Source organism: Photobacterium sp. GSS17 (genome assembly GCF_028621875.1).
In the GTDB taxonomy this organism is placed as follows: domain Bacteria; phylum Pseudomonadota; class Gammaproteobacteria; order Enterobacterales; family Vibrionaceae; genus Photobacterium; species Photobacterium ganghwense.
Genome location: NZ_CP117517.1, coordinates 1,171,198 through 1,189,202 on the forward strand (window position 1 = coordinate 1,171,198; position 18,005 = coordinate 1,189,202).

The window sequence follows — 18,005 nt, forward strand, 5'->3', positions numbered from 1 at the left end:
GATGTTCTTTAAATGTTAAGGTGCGTAAGGTTTCTGGAAGTAAGCTTAGCCTCAGAACGAGAGGCTGTTGACTGTGTCTACTTCTGGCTTTCTTTTTATACTCATACTGGCGTTCGAATGAACAAAAGTAGGGCACTGACGGCGGATACACTGGCGAGCGGAGACCAACCAGAAAGCGGATTATTGGTGACAAAACCAGCAAAATTGCCGACGTTTACGGGACTAACACCTCCAACCACTGGCATTTTTAGCGTTTTCACTCATAAATTTAATGCGATTTTGTCATTAACCTTTTATCCTACATGCAACTGTGTAAGGGAAGTTGAAAATGATCATCAAACCTAAGATTCGCGGATTTATCTGTACGACAACTCATCCTGTGGGTTGTGAAGAGAACGTAAAAGAGCAAATTGCTTACACGAAAGCCCAGGGTCCAATTGCTAATGCACCAAAGCGCGTGCTGGTGATTGGTTCATCAAGTGGCTACGGTCTGTCTTCTCGCATTGCTGCGGCCTTTGGTGGCGGCGCGGCAACTATCGGCGTATTTTTTGAAAAACCTGGCACTGAGAAGAAGCCGGGTACTGCAGGCTGGTATAACTCAGCGGCGTTTGACAAATTCGCTAAAGAAGAAGGCCTGTATTCCAAGAGCCTGAACGGCGATGCTTTCTCTCATGAAGCGAAGCAAAAAGCCATTGAGCTGATCAAGAAAGATCTTGGTCAGGTTGATCTGGTGGTTTACTCACTGGCCTCTCCGGTACGTAAGATGCCTGAAACCGGTGAAATGGTGCGCTCATCCCTGAAGCCTATTGGTGAAACTTACAAAGCGACAGCGGTAGACACCAACAAGGATGCGCTGTTTGAAGCTAGCGTAGAGCCAGCGACCGAGCAGGAAATTCAGGACACAGTCACTGTAATGGGTGGCCAGGACTGGGAACTGTGGATCAACGCACTGTCTGAAGCGGGCGTGCTGTCTGACGAATGTAAAACGGTTGCATACAGCTACATTGGTACAGAAATCACCTGGCCAATCTACTGGCACGGCGCACTGGGCAAGGCCAAAATGGACCTGGACCGTGCAGCGAAAGGGCTGAATGACAAGCTGTCTGCTACCGGTGGTTCTGCGAACGTTGCAGTACTGAAGAGTGTGGTAACTCAGGCAAGTTCTGCGATTCCGGTAATGCCGCTGTACATCGCGATGGTCTTCAAGAAGATGCGTGAAGAAGGTGTACACGAAGGCTGTATGGAGCAGATCTACCGCATGTTCAGCCAGCGTCTGTACAAAGCTGACGGTACTGCGCCAGAAGTGGATGAAGAGAACCGCCTGCGCCTGGACGACTGGGAACTGCGTGAAGATATCCAGCAGCACTGCCGTGACCTGTGGCCAAGCGTGACCAATGAGAACCTGGCTGAAGTGACTGATTACGTTCAGTACAAAGACGAGTTCCTTAAACTGTTTGGTTTCGGCATTGCGTCTGTGGACTACGATGCAGACGTGAACCCAGTTGTTGAGTTTGATGTTGAAGACATCTGATTCTTCTGAGTGTCGAAACTTAGCCGCTAAGCTGCAATAGCGTTCGGCACTGACAGTCAGCTTATTATCAAGCTGACGATGTGCGAAAAACCGCCCTGTATCGGGCGGTTTTTTTATTGGTTGTGTTTTAGTTAGAATGGCTCTGCGTAATGTGATTACTCATCTACAATGATTTCAAACCCACCGTAAATCAGTCGCTTGCCGTCAAAAGGCATCGGGTCCATGGCTTGAATATCCGGATCGGCCATGACCTTTGCCATTCCTGCATCCCGCACGGCTTTCGATGGCCAGACAATCCATGAAAACACGACAGTTTCATCGTCCTGACACTGTACCGCCAGCGGAAAAGACGTGATCTCACCGGGGGGCACATCGTCACCCCAGCATTCGACCAACCGTATTGCACCGTGCTTTTTGAACAAGGCCACGGCTTGCCGGGCATAGGCCGTGTAGGCCGCCTTATTGGCCGTCGGTACCGCGGCAACAAACCCGTCGATGTATTGTGTTGGGGATTCCATGGGCTCCTCCGGTTTTAATGGCGTTCAGTCTGTGGCTGCAAACGTGTTGGAATCTGTAGCTGAAGGAATGCAGGGAATGAAGCGCTGAACGTGTGGAATCTGGCGACATGCCTGGCCAGCAATCAGGCTCGGCCTTGATCTAAGTCTAGAGCGAAGAGCGCCAGTGGGAAAATAGCGGGGGAGAAGGAAAAAGTGGGATTAGGGTTAGCGGGAAACAAACTAAAGGCTGATAAGAAGCAGAGATCGGCTGAACGATGGAACGACGGGTAGAAAGAGAAAGTCGGGGAATTCGGCACTAGGATAATTGTAAAAACGCGACAGATAAGACCCGAGAGCCGGGGCTCTCGGGTCAATATGTGAGTCTCTCACGATCAGTGCGGCAGCTTTATCACAAAGGCTGCCCCTTCAATACTGGCTGGCTCAATGTAAATCGAGCCTTTGTAGCTCATGACTATCTCATGACAAACGGAGAGTCCGATCCCCTGACCGGGATTGAGCTGGTCTGCCCGTACACCGCGCTGGAAGATGGCTTCACGCATGTTTTCAGGCACGCCGGGACCATCATCCTCAATCCGGATTTCGGTGCCCTCTGGCGTCTGTTTAGCGTAGATCCTCACCTCGCTGATACAGAAGCGGTAGGCATTTTCCAGCAGGTTGCCGAGCAACTCCATTAAGTCACTGCGGTTGACCGGCAGGGTCAGTGACGAATCAAAATAGTAGCCCAGCTTGACGTTTTTTTCGGTGTAGACCTTGCTCAGCAGCCGCTCGAAGCTGTCGATTAACGGTTTGAGGGCGGTGCAGTCTTTGCGTAGCCCTTGTTGACCCATCATGGCGCGTTTCAGCTGATACTGGACCAGTTCATCCATCTGGCTGATCTGCTCCATGATGCGCTGATTTAACTCATAACGAGGAATGTCGCGATCATCCAGCAGGGCGTTGGTTGCCGCCAGACGGGTTTTCAGGCTGTGGGCCAGATCATCCATCGCATGGCGATAACGGCCTTTTTGCGCCCGGCCAATTTCGATCAGACGGTTGAGTGCCACGGTGACTTCCTGCAGCTCCATCGGAAAGTCATTGTCCAGCTTGTCCCGGTTAGCTTCACCGATTTCATCGAGCTGTTCAGCCAGTTTCCGCAAAGGCTGGAAGCTCCAGTGAAAGGCGGCGATCAAAAAGGCAATAGCGATCAGGACAAACAGACCAAGATAAAAGGTGGTACGTTTGTGCAGCTGATGCAGGGAAGACACATAGGCATCTCCGGAGCGCAGGACAACCAGCTGGTATATGCTTCCGCCTTCACGCTCCTGACTTACGTTGTACGCAATGAAACTTTCATTGTTGTGCGTTGAAATCAGGGTCGGCACCGGAATGCTGTCAGGCAATTCACTACAGATGTTGTTGATGTTGGCGACTTTGGCTTCCTCTGACAGCCAGATTGTGTTGTCGGTTTTATCACAAACCACGGACATATAATCGGTGTCGGACGGGTCAATGGAATCAATCCACTTATCAACGTCTTTAATCAGGCCGTCACGGTTCAGCTGCGCGACGACCATCGGCATCTGGGCAACCAGCTCAGATGAGTAGGCGGCCATGTAGCTCTGGCTGTAGAGTTGGTTAATCACCCCGGCAAGGGCTGAGGTGATCAATACGATAATGGCGACCGAGGTTACGAGAACCCGGCGGCGCAGACGGGGTTGCAGAATATGTTTCATTACTGGGCTTGCAGCTCGAAAATATAGCCCTGGCCACGAATGGTTGAGATTGGGTTATCCTGACCATGATTGGCAAACTTCTTGCGCAGGCGGCTGATCATCACTTCGATGGTATTTGGATCGCCTTCCTGATCTTCATACAGCACATCCAGCAGACGTTGCTTGGAGACCACCTGGCGGCTGTGGCGCATCAGGTATTCCAGCAGGTCGTACTCAAAAGCGGTCAGTTCCAACTGGGTGTCATTGATGAAAACCTGCTTGGCCAGCAAGTCGACACGAATGTCGCCGGCACTCATTTCCGGTTTGACAAAACCGGCACTGCGGCGCACCAGTGCGCTCAGGCGGGCCACCATCTCTTCTTTCTGAAATGGCTTAACCAGATAGTCATCAGCCCCGGCTTCCAGACCGGTGACTTTATCCTGCCAGTTAGAGCGGGCGGTCAGAATCAGAATCGGTAAACGTAACCCTTTGTTACGAATGTCTTTAATCAGACTAATGCCGTCCCGATCAGGCAGGCCGATGTCTACAATCGCCACATCATTCGGATAGTCCTGCGCGAAAAACAGGCCTTCTTCAGCGGTGCCGGCACACTGAACCTGATGGCCCAGCTCACTCAGTTGAGATTTCAGGTGATGGCTCAGGATCGGGTCATCTTCAACAATTAGGATACGCATAGTTTTGATTACCAATATATTTCTTTGCTACTCAATATACTGAATAGTCGTTTGAGGTGCGAATAAATAGCGGTGAAATGTGCTTCTGCCCATACTTCGCATTATGGCAGACAGAGTAATCGATGGGGTCTGAATCCGGGCTGACTCAGAGCGAATCAAAAGCAAAAAAACGCCTCCTGAGAAGGAGGCGTTATCAGATGAGAGCGGATGGGGGACCCGAATCAGCTCAGGATCACGAACAGTGTCCCGGCGATGGTCAGCAGTACGTTGGCAATCGCGTAAGTGCCTGCATACCCCAGCGCGGGAATGGTACTGCGCGCGTGCTCGTTAATCATGTCCATTGCCGGGGCACAGGTACGGGCACCGATAATGGCACCAAACAGCAGGGCGCGGTTCATTTTCAGGACATAAGCACCGAACAGGTAAGCCAGCACCACCGGCACCACGCTCACCATCAGGCTGGCGGTAAACACTGCCAGGCCGACCTGGGTCAGGCTTTCAAACAGGTTAGAACCGGCACTCAGACCAATCCCGACCATAAATACCATCAACCCGAGATCTTTGGTCATATTCAGCGCGCCTTGCGGCACATAACCGAATGTCGGGTGGTTGGCCCGCAGATAGCCAAGTGTAATACCGGCGACCAGCAGACCAGCCGCACTTCCCAGACCAAAGGCAATGTGGCCGAAGGTCATGGTAATGGCACCAATCAGCAGGCCGACGATAAAGAAGCAGCAAAACGCCAGTAGGTCGGCAATCTGGCTGTGGACCGAAATAAATCCGATTCGCTCGGCCAGACCCAGCACCCGGCTCTTTTCCCCGCTGACCTGCAGGACATCCCCTTTAGTCAGCAGGATATTGTGATCCATGGGCATTTCAATCTGGGCGCGAACCACGCGGTTCAGGAAACAACCGTATTCCGCCAGATTCAGCTCCGATAGGCGCTTACCGACGATGCTGTCATTCTTGACCACAATTTCTTCTTCTACGATACGCAGATCAAGCAGATCGCGGTCAAACACCTCTTTACCGTTGCGGAAGCTCGGATCCAGACGCGCATGGCTGTCCGGATAACCCACCAGGGCGATTTCATCGCCTTCCTGCAGGATGGCGTCACCATCCGGGTTGGCCAGAATCCCGTTTCGGCGAATGCGTTCGATGTAGCAGCCGGTCTGGCGGTAGATACCCAGCTCACGCAGGTTACGACCGTCAATCCAGTTGATCAGCTCCGGTCCGACCCGGTAAGCACGGATAATAGGCAAATACACCTTACGTTGGGCGCTTTCCCCGATACCGCGTTCACGGGCAATTTGCTGAGAAGATTCGGCTAGATTGTGCTTTTGCAGTTTCGGCATCAGTTTGGCCAGCATGATGACGCTCACCAGACCAATCAGGTACGACATGGCATAGCCAACGCTCAGGCTGTCGGTCAACATCTGAATATCCGCCGGATCAGTGACATCTGTCAGACCACTGAGCAGGGCATCTTTGGCGCCCACCAGAACCGGAGTCGCGGTCAGGGAACCGGCCATCAACCCTGTTGCCAGACCCAGGTTTAGCCCCAGGTATTCTCCCATCACCACCGTAATGACAATGGCGGATATAACCACCACTAACGCCAGTAGCAGATAGTGTTTACCGTCACGGAAGAAAATACCGAAGAAATTCGGCCCCGCTTCGATACCGACACAAAAGATAAACAGCATGAAACCGATATTGAGGGCTTCCGCATCGAAGGTAAAACCGGCATTACCAAAAAGCAGAGCCGTAATTAAAACGCCGATGGAGTTTCCGAGCTGCATATTCGCAAATCGGAGTTTTCCGGCCGACAGGCCAACCGCAAGTACAACAAAGAGCAACAGAATATCATTCTGATGTAAAAGGGCGGCAACATCGATATTCACAACAAATTTATCCGCAGCAGTGAGAAAGGCAACAAAATGGTGAAATTCTAGCTGATTTTATGAGGTCGTCATACAGCAAAATGGCGGATTCCCCAGAAAAAGATGCTGTAATTTCGGGGTTTCCAGGACGGAAGATAATAAAAAAGGCTGATGTCTCAGCCTTTTTAAGAATTTGTTATCAGTTTGCTATGAAAATTACTGGAACAGACCCAGGTTTTCTTTCGCATAAGCTTCAAAATCAGTGCAACCACCGATGTGTTCCTGATCGATGAAAATCTGTGGCACGGTTTCAACTGGTTTACCAACCGTTTTTTCCAGGTCAGCTTTAGTGATACCTTCCGCGTGGATGTCAACGTAACGGTAGTTGAAGTCATCACGTTCTTCTGTCAGCTTCTCAGCCAGATCTTTAGCGCGAACACAGTAAGGGCAGCCAGGGCGACCAAAAATAACTACGAACATAATTTCTCTCCTCAAATTCGATGAACTTACTATATCGTGACTGCTGATAATGAGAAAGCGGGTTTTATCTTTTACTGTGATAGAGAAAACCGATTGATCATGAAAGGATGAGTCTCTTAACCATTTTTCGTGAGCACGTAAAAAAGCCAGGTGTTTCCACCTGGCCAAAAGAAACCAATTAGGAGGGTTTCAGCCGATACCTTGGTATCAGAAGTCGTAGCGCAGACCGGCCTGTAGTTGGTCGTCCTGGCCGTCAATTTGCTCGAACAGGTAGCCGGCATAAGCACGGAAGTTACCGTTGAACTTGTACACACCTTCCAGCGCAAAGTAGTCAACGGTATCTGTGCTGATACCATTGGCTTTTTCTTCCTGGAAGTTGTACACGCCCTGGATAGTCAGTTTGTTGAACTTGTAAGCCGCTGCAATTTCGTAGGCTTTCAAATCGGCATCGCCTTTTGAACCGTCAGCATACAGACCGGCAATGTAGAAATCATTGAAGGTGTAAGCCGCCGTCAGGTTGTACTGATCTGCGTCGACATCACCTTCTTTACCGTCAACGTAACCTGCACCCACGTCCAGACCGAACGGGAAAGAGTAAACCGCAGACAGACCGTAGTTGTCAGAATCACGCTTGTCATTGGCAATGTAGTTAGCCGTGATAGTCAGCGCGTCAAAAGAACCTGCGTATACAAAGTTGTTTTCGCGCTTGTCTTTGTTACCGTCAACCAGGTCAGCGGCATCACCACCAAAGGTTGCCAGAATATCGGTAAAATCGGTCAGAATGACCTGTGCGGAGTCTTGCTGACCGTAAGAGAACGCACCAAATTGGGTGTCAATACCGGCAAACAGGTAACGGGTATCAATTTGCTGATCTTTGCCTGATTCTACTTCCAGCTCATAAGTACCAAAGGCACCAAACCCTTCCGCCAGTTGGGTTTTCCCCTTCAGGTTTACACGGGCACGGCTTTTATCTTTGAAAGAATCATTTTCAGTTGTTTTGTTTTCATCTGAGATATTGAAACGAGCTTCTGCGCGGCCACCAACGCTCAGAGTCGTTTCGTCATTTTGATAAACCGTTGCAGCGTTAACACCGCTCGCCAGCAGAGATGCAAGAACGGCCGATGCCACTGTCATTTTTTTCATTTTTGTCCCCTGGAAATATTTTTAGGCTTCATTGCTAGTTTTCGTAACGGGGGCAAGATTAGAAGGTTGAAATGACAAATATATGGATGTGTCATGTCACTTTTATGACCTGCTGGGACAAAATTGAAATCTTCGAAAACTCTTCTTTAAATCGAAATAAATCAGTCACTTTTGTCGTGTAGAGGGAGTGAGGGCTTGAACGAAATTTAACCTTTTTGTGGTGTTTGTTTGCTATTAGTCAGTCAAGCAGATAAATGCATGGTTTGCGCACTAAATTCAACGTTCTGTGATTACGAACGAACTGTGATACCGAACGAATTCTTTGCGCGCGTTTGGTGTGGGGGCCACAAAAACTTGTCCAGAATCAAAATCAGGAATCTGAATTGGCGCACACTCGATAAACTAAAGCTAACTAAGTGCGAACGGAGTGCCTATGTTTCAGTTTATGACCTCAACGCGAATCGTTTTTGGGGAAGGGGCTTTGGTCAACTCATTGTCAGCCCTCAACCAGTTTGGTTACAGCGTATTACTGGTAACCGGGAAAAGCAGTCAGCGTGCTGAGCCGGTGATTCATTATCTGAAGCAACAGGGCATGCGTTACCAGCAGGTGGCGATTCATGATGAACCGCTGATTGCCATGGTTGAGGAAATGGCGGCCATGGGGCGGAAATTTCGCCCTGATATGGTGCTGGCGATTGGCGGAGGCAGTGTACTGGACACGGGCAAGGCACTGGCAGCTTTAATTCCCAATCAGGGCAGTGTCTATGACTATGTGGAGGTCGTTGGCCGTTGCGTGCCGTTTCAGGCCAAGCCGCTGCCGTTTATCGCAGTCCCAACCACGGCCGGAACCGGGTCGGAAGTCAGCAAGAATGCCGTGCTGCGTTCGGCACAGGAAAATGTCAAAGTCAGCCTGCGCAGTCCGGATATGCTGGCCGATTTGGCGATTGTGGACCCGACGTTGACCTATGGCATGGATCAGCTTACTTCGGCCTGCTGTGGGATGGATGCGTTTACCCATCTGATGGAGTCGTATGTGTGTGGGGCACCGAATCCGCTGACAGATATGGTGTGCGAAGAGGGACTGCGTCGACTGGCCGGAGCGATTTTGCCGGCCTGTGAAGACGATGATCCCCGGGCACGCTCAGATATGTCGTTTGCCGCTATGCTGGGTGGCATGGCTCTGGCCAACGCCAAGCTGGGTGCGGCTCACGGGTTGGCCTCGTCACTGGGTGGACGTCTGAAAGCCCCACATGGCCTGATCACAGCACAGCTGGCTCCCTATGTGATGCAGGAGAATGTGCTGGCTGCGCGGGAAGCCGGCCGGGCCGATGTGCTGAACCGCTACCGACAACTGGCTTGTCTGCTGACTGGGCGGATGAACGCAGAAATCATCGACGGTATCTTATGGACCAAACGCACTCTGAAGCGACTGAATCTGCCGCAGGTATCAGAGTACGGGTTGTGCCGCACGATGTTTGATGAGGTGGCCGAAGATGCCCTGCGTTCCAATGCGATCAAGGGGAACCCGCTGCCGCTAAATAAAGTGCGGTTGCTCAGTATTCTGACTCAAATGTGCCAGTGTTCTGACACTGCGCCTGACTCGCTTGGAATGGGACTGGAGTAGCCTCACAACTTTCTTTTCAAGGTGGCCTGTTCATGAGGATCCTCCCGGCGCCAGAGTGCGGCGGGGTGAGGGCTGTGGTACAGTGTGGTGTCTGAAATGAAGGGTTAGGATACGGATATTTATGAACCATACGATTGAAACCATGCTCGGCCACCGCTCTATTCGTAAATTTACGGATGCACCAATTCCTCAGTCTCAGCTCGAGATTATTCTGGACTGTGCTCGTTCGGCTTCTTCTTCAAGCTTTTTACAGTGTGTCAGTATTGTTCGGGTGACCGATCAAACCATGCGGGACAAATTGGCGGAATATGCCGGTGGACAACCTTATGTGGCATCTGCCGCTGAGTTTCTGGTGTTTTGCGCGGACTTCAATCGCCACCTGCAAATTCACCCAACGGCTCAGGTCGGGTTTACAGAGCAAACCCTGATTGGCGCCGTTGATGCAGGACTAATGGCACAAAACGCCCTGGTCGCGGCAGAGTCCTTGGGGCTGGGTGGCGTCTACATTGGCGGCCTGCGCAATAATCCGGATAAAGTGACTGAACTTCTGGCTCTGCCTAAGCACGTTATTCTGCTGTTTGGGCTGTGTCTAGGGTACCCGGATCAGGCTCCGGAAATGAAACCGCGCCTGCCGCGTGCGCTGGTGGTGCACGAAAATACCTATCAGCCGCTCGACCATGCCTTACTGGCCAGCTATGACCAGCATGTACGCGAGTACTACCAAAGCCGCACCGGCGGGACAAAAGAGACCTCTTGGAGTGAACAAATCACGGCAACCATGGACAAGGAAGCACGTCCGTTCATGAAAGATTTTCTTCACCGTCAGGGCTTCAGCGTAAAGTAACGGGTAGTTATCGGTATTGCTGCCGGTATTGTTGCCGGTATCAATGTCAGTATTACTGTAGTGGCTGACCGTTTCACCTTTCTATGTGTCACGACCCCAAGGAAGGGCGTGACACTGTTGCCAACGAACTTTTTTCCAGGCGCTTGGTCTGAATCCTTACGTTCTGCATGCAATAGCGACCAAATAAGGATGAAAGTATGGCCATTATCAACGGTCGTTTGCTGAGTTTAACGACTGAACCTCGCAGAGCGTAGAAGCAGGTATCCCTGAAACATCATTCAACAATGATAAGAAGCGGGCGATATGTACACCCGCCAAAAATTGGAAGATCACATGAAGTATTTTGGGAAAGTCGCAGCGGCTGTGCTGGCTGCGTCTTTACTCGCTGGGTGCAGCAGTTCACCTGGCTCGTCATCCGGAGCGGCTGGTGAGGTGACCACGCAAACGGCTCTCGAATCCGCACAGTCAGCCTATCAGCAGTGGCGTAACAAAGTGGTCAGTGCCGAAGCGCTGCAACGCTACTCCCCGGATAAATACAGCGCCATGATGGCGAGCTGGCAGCGCGCCGATGCTTTACTCAAAGCCATGCAGCTGTCGCCTGAGTCGGCACAACAAAGTTATTCCTTGTTCTCATCAGAGACGAATTTGGAGCGGTTCTACGCCGATATCAGGCTGGTAGAGCAGCACTACAAGCAGCTGAAAGCACTGAAGAAAGTGGCTGATGACGTACTGGAACCCGCCATGGTGCAGGTCGCTTATCTCAACAGTATTGACGCCAATGCTTACTACCGCAGTGAGTTTGTCCGGCTGAATCGGTTTTATGACCGGCTGTTTGCATTGGTTCAGGCCGGGGATCTTAATGATGCCCAGGACGAGCAGAAAGAGTTTCTTGAGCGTGCGCACAGCCTGGAAGTGAGGGTGATCAAGCGCATCTATATTGCCCCGGAAGAAGAGGCTCTGCGGGAGCTGAAAAATAATGATGTCCGGTTTTACGCGCCGGCAAGTTATGCGCGCGTGGAAGCTGAAATCGCGGCCGGAAAATCCCTGATCGACCTCTCACCACGTGCGTTTGATGCCATTAATCAGGCTGTATCCGCGATTCAGTTTGAACTGGCGCATGCCAGGCATATCGCCGGTGAAGTGAAATCATTACGTGATTTAAGTCGGGATGAGTATGAAGAGTATATTTTAGGTATTGAAGATCGCTTGCTGACAATTTCCCAATCACTAAGCGATGAAGACTTACGCGATATGCCGCTGGCTTCCCAGGCTGAACATATTCAGCAAGGGGTGGTGAAGCTTCGCCGTTTGCCAGGGGCGCCAGAACCGCTGCCTGCTTCTCATGACAGACTGGAGAACCTGCACTTGATGTTGAAACAACAGCACGCTCAGATTTCGGAATTGCAGCAGCAACTTAGTCAGCTGACCAGTAGTCCGGAAAGCACGTCACAGCAGTAGAACGTCAAGAGTTAAACTTGCAAACAAAAAAGTTATCGGCTTAAAAATACCACTTACAAAGGATTAACGTGACTTAATACGTGTCATGTTGAGTATAAAATTTCGGTCTAGAGTCAAAAAAGCAGCCCTGTGGCTGCTTTTTTTATGTTTAGTGGAAATTTGTAACTGTTGTTAATAGAGGGGTAGCACTTATCTTTCTGATTTTAAAGGGTGATAGCAGGCGTTTATAGGGTGATTACTTCGATAGATGAAATATTTGTTAACAGTTTTACGGTCTTTGAAAGCCAATAATGCTTTACAAATTTGATGTTGTTGAAGCTATTTTTGCATTTTGGGCGAAAAATAAGCAGTGTTTGTCTTGATTTGCCTGTCAGCCTCCATTAGAATTCGCGGCGCATTTGCCATGCACTCAAATTTTAATATTTATTACTTTTTTTGATTTACTCCTATTGAGGAATTCAATGTCTACGAAACTAGCAAACCCGGCACCTCTGGGCCTAATGGGCTTTGGTATGACTACCATCCTACTGAACATCCACAATGCGGGCTTCTTCCCAATTGATTCGATGATCCTGGCGATGGGTATTTTCTACGGTGGCCTGAGCCAAGTTTTCGTTGGCATGATGTGCTTTAAACGTGGTGATACTTTCGGTACGACCGCTTTTACGTCTTACGGTCTGTTCTGGCTGACTCTGGTTGGTTTGATCGTGATGCCTTACATGGGTCTGCCTGCTAGCCCGGCTTCTTTCATGGGCTGGTACCTGCTGCTGTGGGGTATCTTCACTGGCTTTATGTTCATTGGCTCTCTGTGCTACCCACGTGCTAAGCAGTTCGTGTTTGGTTCACTGACTGTACTGTTCTTCCTGCTGGCTGCTCGTGATTTTACTGGCAGTGCGCTGATCGGTACGATTGCTGGTTTCGAAGGTATCATCTGTGGTGCAAGTGCGATCTACTTCGCAATGGCTCAGGTTCTGAACAACGAATATGGCCGTACTATTCTGCCAATCGGTGAACTGAAGAAAAAAGACACTGAGCAAGTGCTGAAAGCTGCAGCGTAATCCTGAGATTAACGACTGACAAAACCTGAAAACCCGCCAATGGCGGGTTTTTTTATGTTCGCAACCAGCTCCGGTAAATTGGTATAAGCTTATTGCATTGTGTCCGGCAGTGAACGAGGGGGCAGGGTATGGCACAACGCTACGCAGCATTGATGGGGGCACTGGTGGCGGATGCCGCTGCGATGGGAACGCATCTGATTTACTCGCCTGAGCGAATTGCCAGCCTGACGGAGTTACCGCATTTCCCTTTCATTGAACCCGATCCCGCTCACTACCAAGGGGTTGAGGGTTTCTATGCCCATGACAAGCTGACGGCTGGAGAATTGACGATTTACGGCGAGTGGCTGGCCCTGTATATCCGTTTGCTGAGTCAACCCGGCATCGAGACTCTGAGTATTCAGCAGGCGATACTGGACTTCTTTGGGCCTGGTGGAGAGTTTGTCGGCTACATTGATACACCGACAAAAGCACTGCTGCTGACCCTGTTTTCGTTACCGCCCGAAGACTGGCCGGATGATTCCGGCATTGATGATGATCAGAATACCGCCCTGTGCGCCGTTCCTGCGTTGATAGCCATGAAAATGCCGTCGGATCTGCTGGAGCAGGAGATTGAGCGTATTCTTGGTATTACCCATCAGAATGAGACGGCCTTGGTCTGCGCAAAAGCCTTTGCTGCCGCATTGAATGAAGGCCTGCGCTCACGTCGGATAGAGCCGGTGCTCAATGTGCTCAAGGTGAAATGCCGCGGGTTAGTTCAAATGCGTATTGAGGCTGTCAGGGCGATGGAAACGCTGGAGCAGGCGATGACAGTCGCGAGCCCGGCGTGCCACTTGCAGGACAGCTTGCCAATGGCCGCCTGGATTTTGCAAACCACCAACAGCTATACCGAAGCAATACTGAAAAATGTCGCCGTGGGAGGAGATAGCTGTGGACGGGGGATGATCGTCGGGGCACTGGCCGGAGCCTGTTACGGTTTTGGTGATGAAGCCGGTATTCCGATTTCCTGGCTGATGACCCTCCAGATGGGAGAGGCGATGGCCGAAGATATCGAACAGTTGCTACATAATTCGGGCGGTGCTTTTTAGCCTGGATTACCCGAAACAGCCAGAGTTCATACAGGTTCTAAAGTGGCAGGTTGCTAAAGTGAAAGCCTCAGAAAAACAAAGCTTCAGAAACAATAAAGCCACCCGACTGGGTGGCTTTAGTTTTAATCAGGATTCTGCCGGCGCAGCGTCAGCCATTGGCTTCAGCTTGACAGTTCGCTTTGCTGTATTAGCAAATAACTTTGATTGCCAGACCGCCCTGAGAGGTTTCACGGTACTTGGCATTCATGTCTTTACCGGTTTCCAGCATAGTCTCGATAACTTTATCCAGAGATACGCGTGGATCCGATGAACGACGCAGTGCCATACGTGAGGCGTTGATGGCTTTAACAGCAGCAATACCGTTACGCTCGATACATGGTACCTGCACCTGACCGGCAACAGGGTCACAAGTCAGACCCAGGTTGTGTTCCATCGCGATTTCAGCCGCCATACATACTTGCTCAGGGCTTGCACCCATCAGCTCAGCTAAGCCAGCCGCCGCCATAGAACAGGCAACACCTACTTCACCCTGACAACCTACTTCAGCACCAGAGATAGAAGCGTTACGCTTGTATAGACCACCGATTGCGCCAGAAGCCGCAAAGTAACGAGTGTACTCTTTCGGGCCAACAGGCTGAATGAACTTGTCGTAGTAAGCCAGAACTGCCGGGATGATACCACACGCACCGTTAGTTGGTGCAGTAACCACACGACCACCCGCTGCGTTTTCTTCATTCACAGCAAATGCGTACATGTTTACCCAGTCAACAACCGTCATCGGGTCATTGGTCAGTTTTTCAGACGTCATCAGTTGCTGACGCAGTGCAGCGGCACGACGAGGTACACGTAGTGGACCAGGCAGGATGCCTTCTTCGGTCATACCACGTTCCATACACTCACGCATGGTCTTCCAGATGTTCGAGAAGTATGTCGTGATTTCGTCTTCTGAGTTCATCGCGCGCTGGTTAGCCATAACCAGAGAGCTGATTGACAGACCGTTCTCTTTACACTGGTTCACCAGCTCTTCAGCCATTGTGAATGGGTAAGGAACCACTACGCTTGATTCAGCCTCTTTACCGAAGCTCTCTTCATCAACGATGAAACCACCGCCGATAGAGTAGTAAGTCTTCGTGTAGATGTCTTCGTCGCCGACCCAAGCATGGATAGTCATACCGTTTTCGTGAAGTGGAAGGTTGGTAGTATGGAAGTTCATACCACCTTCACGAGGGAAATCAACGGTGTGGCAATGCATGCCTACTGGCAGGCGCTCAGTTTCTTCAACACGAGCAATAAAGCTTGGGATGCTGTCGATATCAACGTGCTCAGGGCTGTTGCCCGCAAGACCCATAATAATCGCGATATCAGTGTGGTGACCCTTACCGGTAAGAGAAAGCGAACCGTAAACATCAACGGTAATTTTAGTGACGTCACGAAGCTTGCCCATAGAGCGCAGGTTATCAATGAACTCTTTACCTGCTTTCATTGGACCTACAGTGTGCGAACTGGAAGGACCCACACCAATTTTGAAAATATCAAAAACACTGATCATTGCTAATACCTCAGCCCCTGGAAGCCATCTTGCCTCCTGTTGGACTGTATAGTTTTTATCATTCCCGCCCCTTCCTTGGCGAGATAATTAAAACAAAAGAGCAGGGGGCGAGTGCTTCCTGCTCTTATGCGTTTCTATATTACGTGATTTATTAAATAAGACTATGCGTTGTAGCACATTTTATTATCTTACAAAATCATTCTCACGTGGCTAATTATCACAGTATCTGTGAAGGTTGCCTTATAGTGCTCCGTAGATTACCGAAGTAATTGCGGCAATACCACATAGAGCTGTAAAAATCTGTGCAGCCTTAGTTGTCTTAAGGTTCGCCATTGCAGGTACTTTATGCATTGCGAATACTGGCATCAGGAACAGGATGGCAGCAATCATTGGCGCGCCCATGGTTTCAATCATGCCCAGGATACTTGGGTTAACAACCGCTACGATCCAGGTAGTAACAACGATGAAGACCAGCGACAGTTTTTCAATCTTGCTTACAGGCATTTCAGAGCGAGATTTCACCAGACCAACCAGACCTTCATGTGCACCCAGGAAGTGACCGAAGTAGCTTGAAGTAATCGCCGCGAACGCTACCAGTGGACCCATCAGAGAGATCATTGGAGATTCGTGGATGTTTGCCAGGTAAGACAGCACGCTGATGTTCTGTGATTTCGCTTCTGCCAGCTGCTCTGGAGACAGAGACAGTACAACAGAGAACACGAAGAACATTACAAAGCCCATCAGCATCATAGCTGCGCCGCCAGTGATCATGTCAGTTTTTTGTACTGCGTTGTCACCGTACACACGACGTTGTTCTTTAGAGAACTGGCTGATGATTGGGCTGTGGTTGAATGAGAAAACGATGATTGGGATTGCCAGCCATACAACAGAAGGCATTGCGCTCCAGTCAGGGCTTACTGACATCATTGAAGCGTTCCACTCAGGAATCAGGAACACAGACAGTGCCAGCAGGATCAGTACCAGAGGGTAAACCATGGCTGATGTTGCTTTCAGCATCAGCTCTTTACCAAATACCACACCTGCAGTCATCGCCATGATCAAACCGCCAGACAGCAGCCAGCGTGGCACAGATTCCATGCCCATCTGGTTAACCATGAAAGAGTCAACAGTGTTGGTAATACCGACGCCGTAAATCAGAACGATAGGGTAAATAGCGAAAAAGTAAGCGAAAGTGATGATGTTAGCGCCAGCTTTACCAAAGTGTTCTTCAACAGTATCGGTAATATCTGCTTCAGGGTTTTTAGCAGAAAGAACGAAACGAGCCAGACTCTTGTGCGCGAACCAGGTCATTGGCAGCGCCAGCAGAGCCAGAATAACCAGTGGCCAGAAACCGCCAGCACCGGCTTTAATCGGTAGGAACAGAACGCCGGCACCAACAGCAGTACCAAATAACGAAAGGGCCCAGGTTAGGTCTTTATACGTCCATCCTGCTTTTGCAGTGCTATTTACTGCTGTGCTAGTAGATGTTTGCATGATTATCTATCCAAGTTAATTACGGAACGGAAATTAGGAACGGCGCGCATTTTCGCTATTTATTGCAGGAAAACATTGATCGAGATCTCGTTATGTAACGGACCGCAATTGCAATACAATTAATGGTGATCTTGATCACGCAAGGAGAGAAGGCGATATAAGCAGTAGTTATCCGACGGATAATTTATGCTAATACCAGAGCTGTTTAGAGAGGACTTTGAGCATTTGGGCGGTCGCACCCCAAATTGCATATTTTTGGTAGGGGACTGAATAAATATTATGGCCTTTACCCTGAATAGAGACTTTCTGAGTGCGCATATTCATTGGGTTTAATACATAGTCCAGCGGCGCTTCGAACAATTCTTCAACCTCGTTGAAATCCAGTTCTGGCCTGTAGTGAGGCGAAACCAGTCCGAGATAGGGCGTAACCATGTAGCCGCTGATTGTCGGTAAGGCCGGCAAATGCCCGATAATATTATCACGGGTGCATAAAATTCCAGTCTCTTCGTAGGTTTCTCTGATGGCAGTATCAATCAAATCAACATCTTGAGGCTCTTTTCGCCCACCAGGAAAAGATACCTGACCCGGATGATGTTTCAGATGTTTTGCACGGCTTGTGAAAACCACGTTGAAGCCTTCAGGGCGAGGAACCAGCGGAATAAGGACCGCAGCCTGTTTAAGTCGCAGGGATGGCTTGAGATGTGAACGTACACGGACGCTATGAGTGGAATCATAGTGTGCAGATGGGGCCAGCATAAAGCGGGTAACGATGTGACTCGGGTTGTTCATAGGCCGTCCGTGGTTGTGTGCCTGATATTAACTATAGATGTTGATAAAACATCTGAAATGACATTTATGGGCCATATCAGGCCAGTGCCCTGCATTCCTTGCAGGTGACTTGTTGATCGCCAGTATAACCAAACTCGGCACGTTAGCAACGGTTGGAGTTTGG

15 protein-coding genes are annotated in these 18,005 nt (G+C 50.0%); 6 read left to right on the forward strand and 9 right to left on the reverse strand.

Features of this window, described 5'->3' with window-relative positions:
* Window positions 1-328: 328 nt before the first annotated feature.
* Window positions 329-1,531 carry an enoyl-ACP reductase FabV gene (gene fabV, locus PGW97_RS05260; RefSeq protein WP_047884084.1) on the forward strand — a complete coding sequence of 401 codons (1,203 nt, stop codon included), beginning with the start codon at window positions 329-331 and terminating at the stop codon, window positions 1,529-1,531.
* Window positions 1,532-1,686: 155 nt separating this feature from the next.
* On the opposite strand, the gene PGW97_RS05265 is transcribed toward fabV, so the two are convergent.
* From PGW97_RS05265 to PGW97_RS05290, 6 genes are all read right to left on the reverse strand, one after another.
* Window positions 1,687-2,049, reverse strand: coding sequence for a DUF1428 domain-containing protein (locus PGW97_RS05265; RefSeq protein WP_273859096.1), 363 nt, complete (start codon window positions 2,047-2,049; stop codon window positions 1,687-1,689).
* Window positions 2,050-2,420: 371 nt separating this feature from the next.
* Window positions 2,421-3,761 (reverse strand): ATP-binding protein, encoded by a 1,341-nt coding sequence (locus tag PGW97_RS05270; RefSeq protein ID WP_047884086.1) that lies wholly within the window; start codon window positions 3,759-3,761, stop codon window positions 2,421-2,423.
* Window positions 3,761-4,435, reverse strand: a complete 675-nt coding sequence (locus tag PGW97_RS05275; protein ID WP_047884087.1) for a response regulator — start codon at window positions 4,433-4,435, stop codon at window positions 3,761-3,763. The genes PGW97_RS05270 and PGW97_RS05275 overlap by 1 nt, the downstream gene beginning before the upstream one ends.
* 221 nt (window positions 4,436-4,656) lie before the next feature.
* Complete coding sequence (locus tag PGW97_RS05280) at window positions 4,657-6,339, reverse strand: aspartate:alanine antiporter (RefSeq protein ID WP_047884088.1); 1,683 nt, start codon at window positions 6,337-6,339, stop codon at window positions 4,657-4,659.
* 195 nt (window positions 6,340-6,534) lie between these two features.
* Complete coding sequence (locus PGW97_RS05285) at window positions 6,535-6,798, reverse strand: GrxA family glutaredoxin (protein WP_047884089.1); 264 nt, start codon at window positions 6,796-6,798, stop codon at window positions 6,535-6,537.
* A gap of 207 nt (window positions 6,799-7,005) precedes the next feature.
* A complete protein-coding gene (locus PGW97_RS05290; protein ID WP_273859104.1) occupies window positions 7,006-7,941 on the reverse strand; it encodes a porin in 936 nt (311 codons plus the stop codon).
* A 433-nt stretch (window positions 7,942-8,374) separates the two neighbouring features.
* Here PGW97_RS05290 and PGW97_RS05295 point away from each other — a divergent pair, with 433 nt between their 5' ends.
* From PGW97_RS05295 to PGW97_RS05315, 5 genes are all read left to right on the forward strand, one after another.
* Window positions 8,375-9,565: an iron-containing alcohol dehydrogenase gene (locus PGW97_RS05295; RefSeq protein WP_047884091.1), complete on the forward strand. Its 1,191-nt coding sequence runs from the start codon at window positions 8,375-8,377 to the stop codon at window positions 9,563-9,565.
* A 121-nt stretch (window positions 9,566-9,686) separates the two neighbouring features.
* Window positions 9,687-10,409, forward strand: a complete 723-nt coding sequence (gene nfsA, locus PGW97_RS05300) for an oxygen-insensitive NADPH nitroreductase (protein ID WP_273859106.1) — start codon at window positions 9,687-9,689, stop codon at window positions 10,407-10,409.
* A 333-nt stretch (window positions 10,410-10,742) separates the two neighbouring features.
* Window positions 10,743-11,867, forward strand: a complete 1,125-nt coding sequence (locus tag PGW97_RS05305) for a hypothetical protein (RefSeq protein WP_273859108.1) — start codon at window positions 10,743-10,745, stop codon at window positions 11,865-11,867.
* 461 nt (window positions 11,868-12,328) lie between these two features.
* Complete coding sequence (locus tag PGW97_RS05310) at window positions 12,329-12,925, forward strand: acetate uptake transporter (protein ID WP_207103262.1); 597 nt, start codon at window positions 12,329-12,331, stop codon at window positions 12,923-12,925.
* Window positions 12,926-13,053: 128 nt separating this feature from the next.
* On the forward strand, window positions 13,054-14,010 hold the full coding sequence (locus PGW97_RS05315) for an ADP-ribosylglycohydrolase family protein (protein ID WP_273859110.1): 957 nt from the start codon (window positions 13,054-13,056) through the stop codon (window positions 14,008-14,010).
* 187 nt (window positions 14,011-14,197) lie between these two features.
* On the opposite strand, the gene PGW97_RS05320 is transcribed toward PGW97_RS05315, so the two are convergent.
* The 3 genes from PGW97_RS05320 to PGW97_RS05330 form a co-directional block, all read right to left on the reverse strand.
* Window positions 14,198-15,559, reverse strand: a complete 1,362-nt coding sequence (locus PGW97_RS05320) for an L-serine ammonia-lyase (RefSeq protein WP_047884095.1) — start codon at window positions 15,557-15,559, stop codon at window positions 14,198-14,200.
* 240 nt (window positions 15,560-15,799) lie between these two features.
* A complete protein-coding gene (locus tag PGW97_RS05325) occupies window positions 15,800-17,053 on the reverse strand; it encodes an aromatic amino acid transport family protein (RefSeq protein ID WP_047884096.1) in 1,254 nt (417 codons plus the stop codon).
* Between the two features lie 189 nt (window positions 17,054-17,242).
* Window positions 17,243-17,842, reverse strand: a complete 600-nt coding sequence (locus tag PGW97_RS05330; RefSeq protein WP_273859113.1) for a CoA pyrophosphatase — start codon at window positions 17,840-17,842, stop codon at window positions 17,243-17,245.
* Window positions 17,843-18,005 lie beyond the last annotated feature (163 nt).

Coding starts and splice junctions, on each gene's coding strand:
- PGW97_RS05310 (WP_207103262.1), top strand. CDS start 12,329: ATGTCTACGAAACTAGCAAACCCGGCACCTCTGGGCCTAATGGGCTTT.
- PGW97_RS05270 (WP_047884086.1), bottom strand. CDS start 3,761: ATGAAACATATTCTGCAACCCCGTCTGCGCCGCCGGGTTCTCGTAACC.
- nfsA (WP_273859106.1), top strand. CDS start 9,687: ATGAACCATACGATTGAAACCATGCTCGGCCACCGCTCTATTCGTAAA.
- PGW97_RS05285 (WP_047884089.1), bottom strand. CDS start 6,798: ATGTTCGTAGTTATTTTTGGTCGCCCTGGCTGCCCTTACTGTGTTCGC.
- PGW97_RS05265 (WP_273859096.1), bottom strand. CDS start 2,049: ATGGAATCCCCAACACAATACATCGACGGGTTTGTTGCCGCGGTACCG.
- PGW97_RS05320 (WP_047884095.1), bottom strand. CDS start 15,559: ATGATCAGTGTTTTTGATATTTTCAAAATTGGTGTGGGTCCTTCCAGT.
- PGW97_RS05290 (WP_273859104.1), bottom strand. CDS start 7,941: ATGAAAAAAATGACAGTGGCATCGGCCGTTCTTGCATCTCTGCTGGCG.
- PGW97_RS05305 (WP_273859108.1), top strand. CDS start 10,743: ATGAAGTATTTTGGGAAAGTCGCAGCGGCTGTGCTGGCTGCGTCTTTA.
- PGW97_RS05295 (WP_047884091.1), top strand. CDS start 8,375: ATGTTTCAGTTTATGACCTCAACGCGAATCGTTTTTGGGGAAGGGGCT.
- PGW97_RS05315 (WP_273859110.1), top strand. CDS start 13,054: ATGGCACAACGCTACGCAGCATTGATGGGGGCACTGGTGGCGGATGCC.
- PGW97_RS05330 (WP_273859113.1), bottom strand. CDS start 17,842: ATGAACAACCCGAGTCACATCGTTACCCGCTTTATGCTGGCCCCATCT.
- PGW97_RS05325 (WP_047884096.1), bottom strand. CDS start 17,053: ATGCAAACATCTACTAGCACAGCAGTAAATAGCACTGCAAAAGCAGGA.
- PGW97_RS05275 (WP_047884087.1), bottom strand. CDS start 4,435: ATGCGTATCCTAATTGTTGAAGATGACCCGATCCTGAGCCATCACCTG.
- fabV (WP_047884084.1), top strand. CDS start 329: ATGATCATCAAACCTAAGATTCGCGGATTTATCTGTACGACAACTCAT.